Genomic DNA, 7,221 nt, shown 5'->3' with positions numbered 1-7,221 from the left:
TAGGCGGCAAAAGGCTCTCCGTTCTTGGGTGTTACCTCTATGGTCTTGCCGAGGTTGCCTGTAGTGAGTAGCTGCTCCTTCTCTTCGGGCGAGAACTTGTAGCCCATATAGGGAAAATCGAGCTGCGGCTCCTTCCTCAAAGGATGGATAGCCAGTCCGATGTTGCCCTCGCCGTCCGTGCGGAAGGCAAGGCGTGCATCGGTGTAGATGGTGGTATCGCCCATCGGGATGGCAATCGTAACGAGATTGCTTTTCTGCCAGTTGAGCATATTTGTGAGTTCTCCGCTCTGCTCCAACTGCTCACGGGAAAGTCCGAGGCGGTCGAGTTGCTTCCAGTCCACTTTCTCCGGGTCGATGGCGGTGGTGTTCTTCTGCTGTGGCAGATAGTCCTCAAAGGGTACGCCAATCTCTGCCAGCTGCTGCTTGCTTTCGGGCTTCTCACGGCTTTGGAGCAGGGTACGCAGGTTGTCCATGCCCTGTTCCACATTGCTTGCCACGACCTTGTACAGTCCGAAACGGGTAGGCTCGTTGAACTGACGGAGGAAATTCTTCATGAAGTTCTCCAAGAGTCCCTCCTTGCTGTTGAACTTCAGAAACGCCGCTTGGTTGGCTGCGGTGGCTTCGGTGGTCTTGAGGTTGCCCTTGTCGTCAATACCTGAAACTACGGAGAGTTTTCCGGCTTCCTTTTCGTTCTTCACTTCCGTGCGGTCTTCCACGACCAGCACATAGTTGTCATTGCTGTTTGATTCCATAATCATTTGTCATTGAGTGAATAAATCGTTATCAAGCAGCAAAAATATAGGTATATAAATAATGTGGAAAATTTTCGGAAAAGGTGGGAAACACAGGGAAGAAAAAGGAAATCTAAGTATCGGTTTGATACGTAGAATCCACGGTGTGGATTTGGAGAGAGATGAGACAAGAGAACTTCAGATGCGGTCATTTTCATAGAATCGGCTCAAGAAAACGCAATTTGTCTTTATTTATCAGCACATAATGAGCCGATTATCGAATAATTATCATTATATTTGCACCGATTAAGTTTGTAGGTATGGATACACCAAGAGAAATTCTACAGTTTCTGCACTATCATCCGCTGTCTTCACGCGATGAGATTGCCAGCGGCATTGCCTTCGACGGCAGCGATGCAACCATGAAGCGACTTATTGCCGCTGCCATACAGCGTGGCGAGATTGTTGTCGAGGGGAAGGCGCGTGCCACACGTTATCGGCTTTCAAACCAAGCCCATCTGCTGATGCCGTTCGATCTCGACACCTACTTTGCCTTGGAAGTGGACAAGCGTCAGGTGCAGACATCTTTCAATTTCAATTTGATTCGTGAGCAACTGCCGGCTGTTGCACTCTTCACAGAGGAAGAAAAAGCGAGGCTGGCAGCACTGCAGGCCGAGTTTCGCAGCCATGTCGGCGAACTGACCGAAAATGAGTATCGCAAGGAGATGGAACGGTTGGGCATTGACCTCAGTTGGAAGTCATCGCAGATAGAGGGCAACACCTACTCGCTGCTCGAAACCGAGCGTTTGCTCCGCGAAAGCAAAACTGCCGACGGAAAAACAAAGGAAGAAGCCGTGATGTTGCTGAACCATAAGGACGCTCTGCGCTTTATCCTCGACAATCCCGACTATCTGCAGCACCTTACCGTCAGCCACATTGAAGACATTCACCGGTTGCTTACCAAGGAACTCGCCGTTGATAGCGGTATCCGGCATCGCCGTGTGGGCATTACGGGCACAAACTATCGTCCGCTCGACAATGAATTCCAGATTCGTGAGGCCATGCACGACACCTGCGACTTGATCAACAGTCGGGAGGATGTCTTCGAGAAGGCACTCTTGGCTCTTGTGCTGTTATCGTATATACAGGCTTTCTCCGACGGCAACAAGCGCACGGCCCGCATCTCCGCCAATGCCATGCTCATAGCCTATGGTTATTGTCCGCTGAGTTTCCGTTCGGTCGATTCCATTGACTACAAGAAAGCCATGCTCATCTTCTACGAGCAGAACAGCCTCCATGCCTTTAAGCAAATCTTCATCGACCAGTTTGAGTTTGCCGTCAGAGAATACTTTTAGAGAAACTTTGGGCATTGCGTTCATCAATGCCATTGCCAAAAAGCACAAAAAATCTCCGTAAACGAGTAAGGGCGTTACTGCGTTTACGGAGACAGCTTGTCATTATTCATTCGCTTTACATTATATTTCTTCAGGTGAGTTCCACGCCATCCTGCTATGGGTTGAGGTCATCCTCGCCGCTGCCATTTTCGCCCTGCGAACCCTGCTGCTGTGCGCGTCGCTTGGGGTTGTCTACCACCAGTTCCACGCTCTTTGCCGAGTCGCGCATCTGCATCTTGGGCGTGAAGACGATTTTCGGGGTTTTGAGCGTGGCGGCGGTAACGTCGATTTCGTTGTCCACCATCGTGGGAGGGGCGATGACGCGGAACGAGCCGAGGTCGGCAAGGTCCACGCTGGCTCCCATCAGCAGGGCGTCGCGCACGATGGCGCCGAGCGAGATGAGGGCGTTGGAGACGTCGCCGGCAGAGAGCGAGGTCTCGCGCACGATGCGATCCACCACCATCTTGTTCGTAAGCCGTTGGTTACTCTTCGGCGATGCGTAGTAGAGGGTCTGCCCCTTGCGCTTGCCGATGTTCATCACTCTTGATTTTACTTCAAATTCTATCATCTTTTCTGTTGTTTAATGGGTTATTGTTTTTGATGTCTAAATACTGTCCCCTGCACCCCACTCGTGGGGTATCATCGTACCCCACGAGTGGGGTCTTATCCACGGCTGATTCCTTCCATGCGCAGGGGCTCGGCGATGATTCGGATTTCGCCTATCGGCTTGCCGTCTCTCCTGATGTCGATTGTCCGCATGTCGCCGTACTTCACGCCGGGGGTGAACTCCGCGCCGTTGAGTTCCTTCAGGTCGGCTACGGGGTTGGGCTTCGGTCGGGGTATCGGGGGGAAGATGTGTATGATGATGATTCCGCCGCCGACAACAACGATGATGATGTCCTTGAACCTGTCGCGCCACTTCACCCTGATGGGCACTGAACCGCAGCCGTGGTCGGGGTCGAAACTATATACTCCACCGGCACCGGGGCGAGCCACCTCGCCCGCCATTTCGATGATACGCCTGCCGATGGCGTTCCTCGTGGCGCTGTTGTAGCGTGAGAAGTTGCGCACGGTGTCCGTTCCGATGTTCTCCACCGCTTTCTTGTTTACGACCATTGGCCGGGGGCGCCTGTTGATGTTCTTCGTTTCCATTTCTTCTTGATTTTAAGGATGAAACATATTGTTTTTTTGTTATTCTCCTCTCGCCCTCAAAAGCGGCGAGAGGAGAAACTTCCTACGCTCTTTGACGTCTGATACACTCCATAGGATGAGATCGTTTGACTCTTCTCTTTGTTCCTAAAGAATGAATGGGCTATTATTAATAGTCATCAAATCTCATACTGCCTTTGAAGTTCAGGCTGATGGTGTGCTCCTTGCCGTCTCCATACTCTCCTTCACCCTTTACCTTGCCGTTCTCCAGTACGATTTCGAAGACAGGCTTGCCGTCTTCGCTGTCAAGGGATTTCACATAGAGCGTGCCGCTCATGAAGACTGGATATGGAGTCCCGGGTTCTCCATAAGTATCGAAGATTAAAGTAGGATTATAGCATTCGACGCTCCAATACCACCCGTCGTCGTGTGTAGGCTCTTTCTTCGTCAGGTCGATGGTATTGCCGTCGTGGTAAACCTTGTTTGCCATTATTTTAACTCCCCTATTTTCCGACACAAAGAGAACTATATCGTAGTTGCCTTCATTAAATTCGTCTTCATCTATTCCTGCATCGATTATCGGCATTGGCACGCCGTCGAGAGTAACGGTGCCGGTAAAGTCAGGGGTGCTGTCACCACCGCCTTCTATGGCAGCCTTGAGTTCCTCCAGTTTTTGGATAATCTGTGCGAGGGCTTCCGCCGCGCTGGTGTTGCCGCTGTTCACGGAGGCGATGAGGCTGTTGATTGCAGCAGTAACTTCGCCAATTTTTTCGGCGATGGCCGTTTGTCCTGTACCGAGAGTTTCCACCTGCGTTTTCATCGCGTTGAGGGCAGCAACCACGGCGTCGAACTTGTCAGAGTAATCGGGCATAGCCTTGATGGCGGTCACGAGGGCGTCAATCTTGTCACTGTAATCTGGGAGGGTCTCGATGGCCGTCTTGATGGCCGCGAGCTGTGAGGTGTAGTCGGGCATTGCCTTGATGGCCTGTTCGAGCAGGTCGAGCTTGGCTTCCATCGAGAGGGTCTGCGCCTTGATAGCCGCCTCGATGAGGGCGAGCTTGCTCTGGAGCGCAGTGCTCAGACTGTTGATAGCCTCCGCTATGGCATCAATCTTCGTATCAGAACTGCCGCTGAGGTTGTTGATGGCGGTGACGAGTTTGTCTGCCATTTCCTCCTGTTTGATGGTCTGGTTTTTGATAGCCGTTTCCAAGAGGGCGAGCTTGCTCTCAAGGGTGAGCGTCTGCGCCTTCATCGCCGCCTCGATGGCTGCGAGCTTGGTGTCGAGCGTGGCGTTCACGGAGTTGAGCACGTCAATGATGGCCTGCAGCTTGGTCTGCTGGTCGGCGTTCATCTTGTCGATGGCCTCGGTGAGTTTCGCAATGGCCTGCTCGTTTTTGAGCGAGCCGTTGTTGATGGCCTCCACCACCTTGGTGAAGTCGTTGATTACCGACACGTTCATCGTGTAGTTGATTTCGGGTGCGTCTTCCTGACATGAGGTGAGGAACGCAGGTGCTGCCAACAGCATGGCGATGGCAAGCAGCATGAATTTAATTCGTTTCATATTGTTATCATTTTTATAGTTTTACATTAATGCTTACAGATTCTTTACGTCAGCGATTCTTATGGCTCCGAAGACGCTGCCTCGCAGCACGACTTCCATAGCTCCGGTCTCTATTTCCCCATGATTAAGTCGTCGCTGGTCTTGGGCATCCCAGCCGTCAACGCGACTGAACCGGCTTCTTATACGCAACAGAGGGTCTTTGTATATATACTCTCCCTTATTCAAGTCGCCGTACTCTCGGGTCATGCTATTCTGGAATTTATACCACCACGGATCCTGCACTCTACTCGAACTGCTGCCGTTTACGATCTTGAAGATAACGGGATGCCCGTTTACTACACGGAAGCACTGCACGTCGAGCTGCACTTTCACATGCCCATCCGCTATCCTAACGTTTTTAACATTGATTTTTGCGGATATTCTTCTTGGACACCGAGTGTAACCGATCTGATATTGCGTTCCGCTGTAGAGGGGCTTGACAACCTTTCCAGGATAAGCACCGGTAATAAGCTGGATGGTATATTTCATCACAACGCCCTGATTACTGGGGCCGAATTTCATGTTGTCGCTCATGGCTTTTTCCAGTTCCGCCTGACTGCGCTTGCTTCTCAGAACAGATATAGGCAAGCCCGTTCCTCCGAGGTTAAAGATCTCTTCGTTGGTGTAGCTCGACGATTCGGCAAGCGACTGGCTTCCCTCTGCCTTTTGTCCGTATCCGGAAACCTTCTGTGAAGAGTCGAAATTGAACTTCTTTGCCGAGTATTCTTTCATGTAGCTGAATGTTCTGCCGTAGGTTACCGAGGTCACGATGGCTATAGCCTTTCCCCTCAGCTCACTGCTGAGTTGTTGCCAAGTTACGCTATTGGCGAACAGAGAAGATGGGTCTTGTTTCCAGTTGTCCTTCAACTTGATAGTGAAGTAATCCTGATCTAACGTGGTGGCCTGCACAAACGACTGCTCGGAAGAAGATGTTTTGGCCTTTACATTCACGCTGCACCCTGCAAAAGAGGCATCGACTGCCAAATCCATCTTCAGACTCTGTTCGCTTGTATGGATTTTCGTCCTGATGCGTTGTACGCCCGGAGCCTCGTAGCCTGAATTGAGTAGGGTCCACATAATCTTGTTCTTAGCTTCTCTTACATCAGCATTGGTAGGACTAATGTTGCTCTGCGACGGATTACCGCCTGCGAGGAAGTCGCCGTAAATGGAAATCTTGCTTCTTGGAATCCTGCCCAAAGGATTGGGCGAACCGCTTGTTATCATGTCGTCTACCATGAGTATCGCTCCCGGATAGATATTCTCGTATCCGCTTCCGCGCACATAGATTTCCCGCTCTTTGAAGGAATCTTCTTTCTTGTCCAAGATGAAGGCGAAGTCCCTGTCGGGCAGGCTTTCAAATGCGTCAGGATATTGCGTCTTGTCATTATACATGTCGTTGTTTATCAAATCGACAGGATGGTAGGCTATGCCTGCCAGTCCGGAGTTGATTTCCTTGCGCCTCTGTTCATCGGTATTGCTGCCTACAGAGTTTGCGGTGGTGACATGTAAATTATTGTATTGCGAGAATTTCTGCCCGTCGTACACCCAGACTGTAATACGATAACTGGTGTTGGGGAACAAGCCCGTTATCTTATAGCTGGTTGCATCCTTAAGATAAGGCCCCTGTTTCCTGCTGGCGTATGTCGGTCCCGGTGCCCACGTCAGTACATAGCGAAGGTCCTTCTGGGCGGTTTCCCTGTCGGTAGCCTTCTGCCATGACAATTCGATGCTGTTGGCATTTATTCTGTTGACCACTACCACCTTGTTCGGAATGTAAGGCGCTGTGTTGGGCACTGCATCAGGCAGGGTGGTAACTTTGGCGCGGGCATAGGTGTTCTCGAATCCGTGCGGGTCTCTCACATATACGATAATTTCGTATGTAGTGTTGGGCTTGAGCCCTGTGATGGTGTAGGAGGAATTGTCGAACTTCCTTTCACCAATCTTACGGATTTTATTGTCCCATACGTAAGGTGCTACGCACCATGTAACAGTGTAGAGTAACTGACTTTGAGGGCTTTCCCTGTCAGTAGCCTTGTTCCAGCGAATGGAAATGCTGTTCTTCGTTTTTCCAGTAACTGTTATGTTCTTGACAGCTACAATCGGTTGAGTATTAGCCATGTTTTTATGCAATTAACCTTAATACACATTACTATTGCGAGGTTTCAAGTGATTGTTCTTTTATTCTTAAATTCATTTGAACTTATTCTACTGTTATCGTTACCCTGCGCCCTTCGGCTGATGGCTTGCTTTGTTGCTCGCCGATGGCTGTCGTGGGATGCAGGTCTTCGAGGGCGAAGCCTTCCTTGACGAGAACTTCCACCACGCGTGTGAGGCGACGCTCGGAGAG

6 protein-coding genes are annotated in these 7,221 nt (G+C 50.7%); 1 reads left to right on the top strand and 5 read right to left on the bottom strand.

The window, feature by feature from the left end:
* Window positions 1-752: DUF4099 domain-containing protein (locus tag BM114_RS13865; protein WP_143089355.1), on the bottom strand; the 752-nt coding region annotated here is incomplete at its 3' end.
* A gap of 299 nt (window positions 753-1,051) precedes the next feature.
* On the opposite strand from BM114_RS13865, the gene BM114_RS13860 reads away from it, so the two are divergent.
* Window positions 1,052-2,086, top strand: coding sequence for a Fic family protein (locus BM114_RS13860; protein WP_092114309.1), 1,035 nt, complete (start codon window positions 1,052-1,054; stop codon window positions 2,084-2,086).
* Window positions 2,087-2,240: 154 nt separating this feature from the next.
* On the opposite strand, the gene BM114_RS13855 is transcribed toward BM114_RS13860, so the two are convergent.
* From BM114_RS13855 to BM114_RS13840, 4 genes are all read right to left on the bottom strand, one after another.
* The gene (locus BM114_RS13855) at window positions 2,241-2,693 is read right to left on the bottom strand and encodes an HU family DNA-binding protein (protein WP_092114307.1); all 453 of its coding nucleotides are present in this window, start codon (window positions 2,691-2,693) and stop codon (window positions 2,241-2,243) included.
* Window positions 2,694-2,788: 95 nt separating this feature from the next.
* Window positions 2,789-3,277 carry a hypothetical protein gene (locus BM114_RS13850; RefSeq protein WP_092114305.1) on the bottom strand — a complete coding sequence of 163 codons (489 nt, stop codon included), beginning with the start codon at window positions 3,275-3,277 and terminating at the stop codon, window positions 2,789-2,791.
* Between the two features lie 166 nt (window positions 3,278-3,443).
* Complete coding sequence (locus BM114_RS13845; protein ID WP_255406547.1) at window positions 3,444-4,835, bottom strand: methyl-accepting chemotaxis protein; 1,392 nt, start codon at window positions 4,833-4,835, stop codon at window positions 3,444-3,446.
* Between the two features lie 33 nt (window positions 4,836-4,868).
* The gene (locus tag BM114_RS13840) at window positions 4,869-6,992 is read right to left on the bottom strand and encodes a thiol-activated cytolysin family protein (protein WP_092114303.1); all 2,124 of its coding nucleotides are present in this window, start codon (window positions 6,990-6,992) and stop codon (window positions 4,869-4,871) included.
* Window positions 6,993-7,221: the final 229 nt, after the last annotated feature.

The sequence above is a fragment of the Prevotella sp. KH2C16 genome (assembly GCF_900113305.1).
Classification (GTDB): Bacteria; Bacteroidota; Bacteroidia; order Bacteroidales; family Bacteroidaceae; genus Prevotella.
This window is presented reverse-complemented; position numbering and strand designations above follow the sequence as displayed.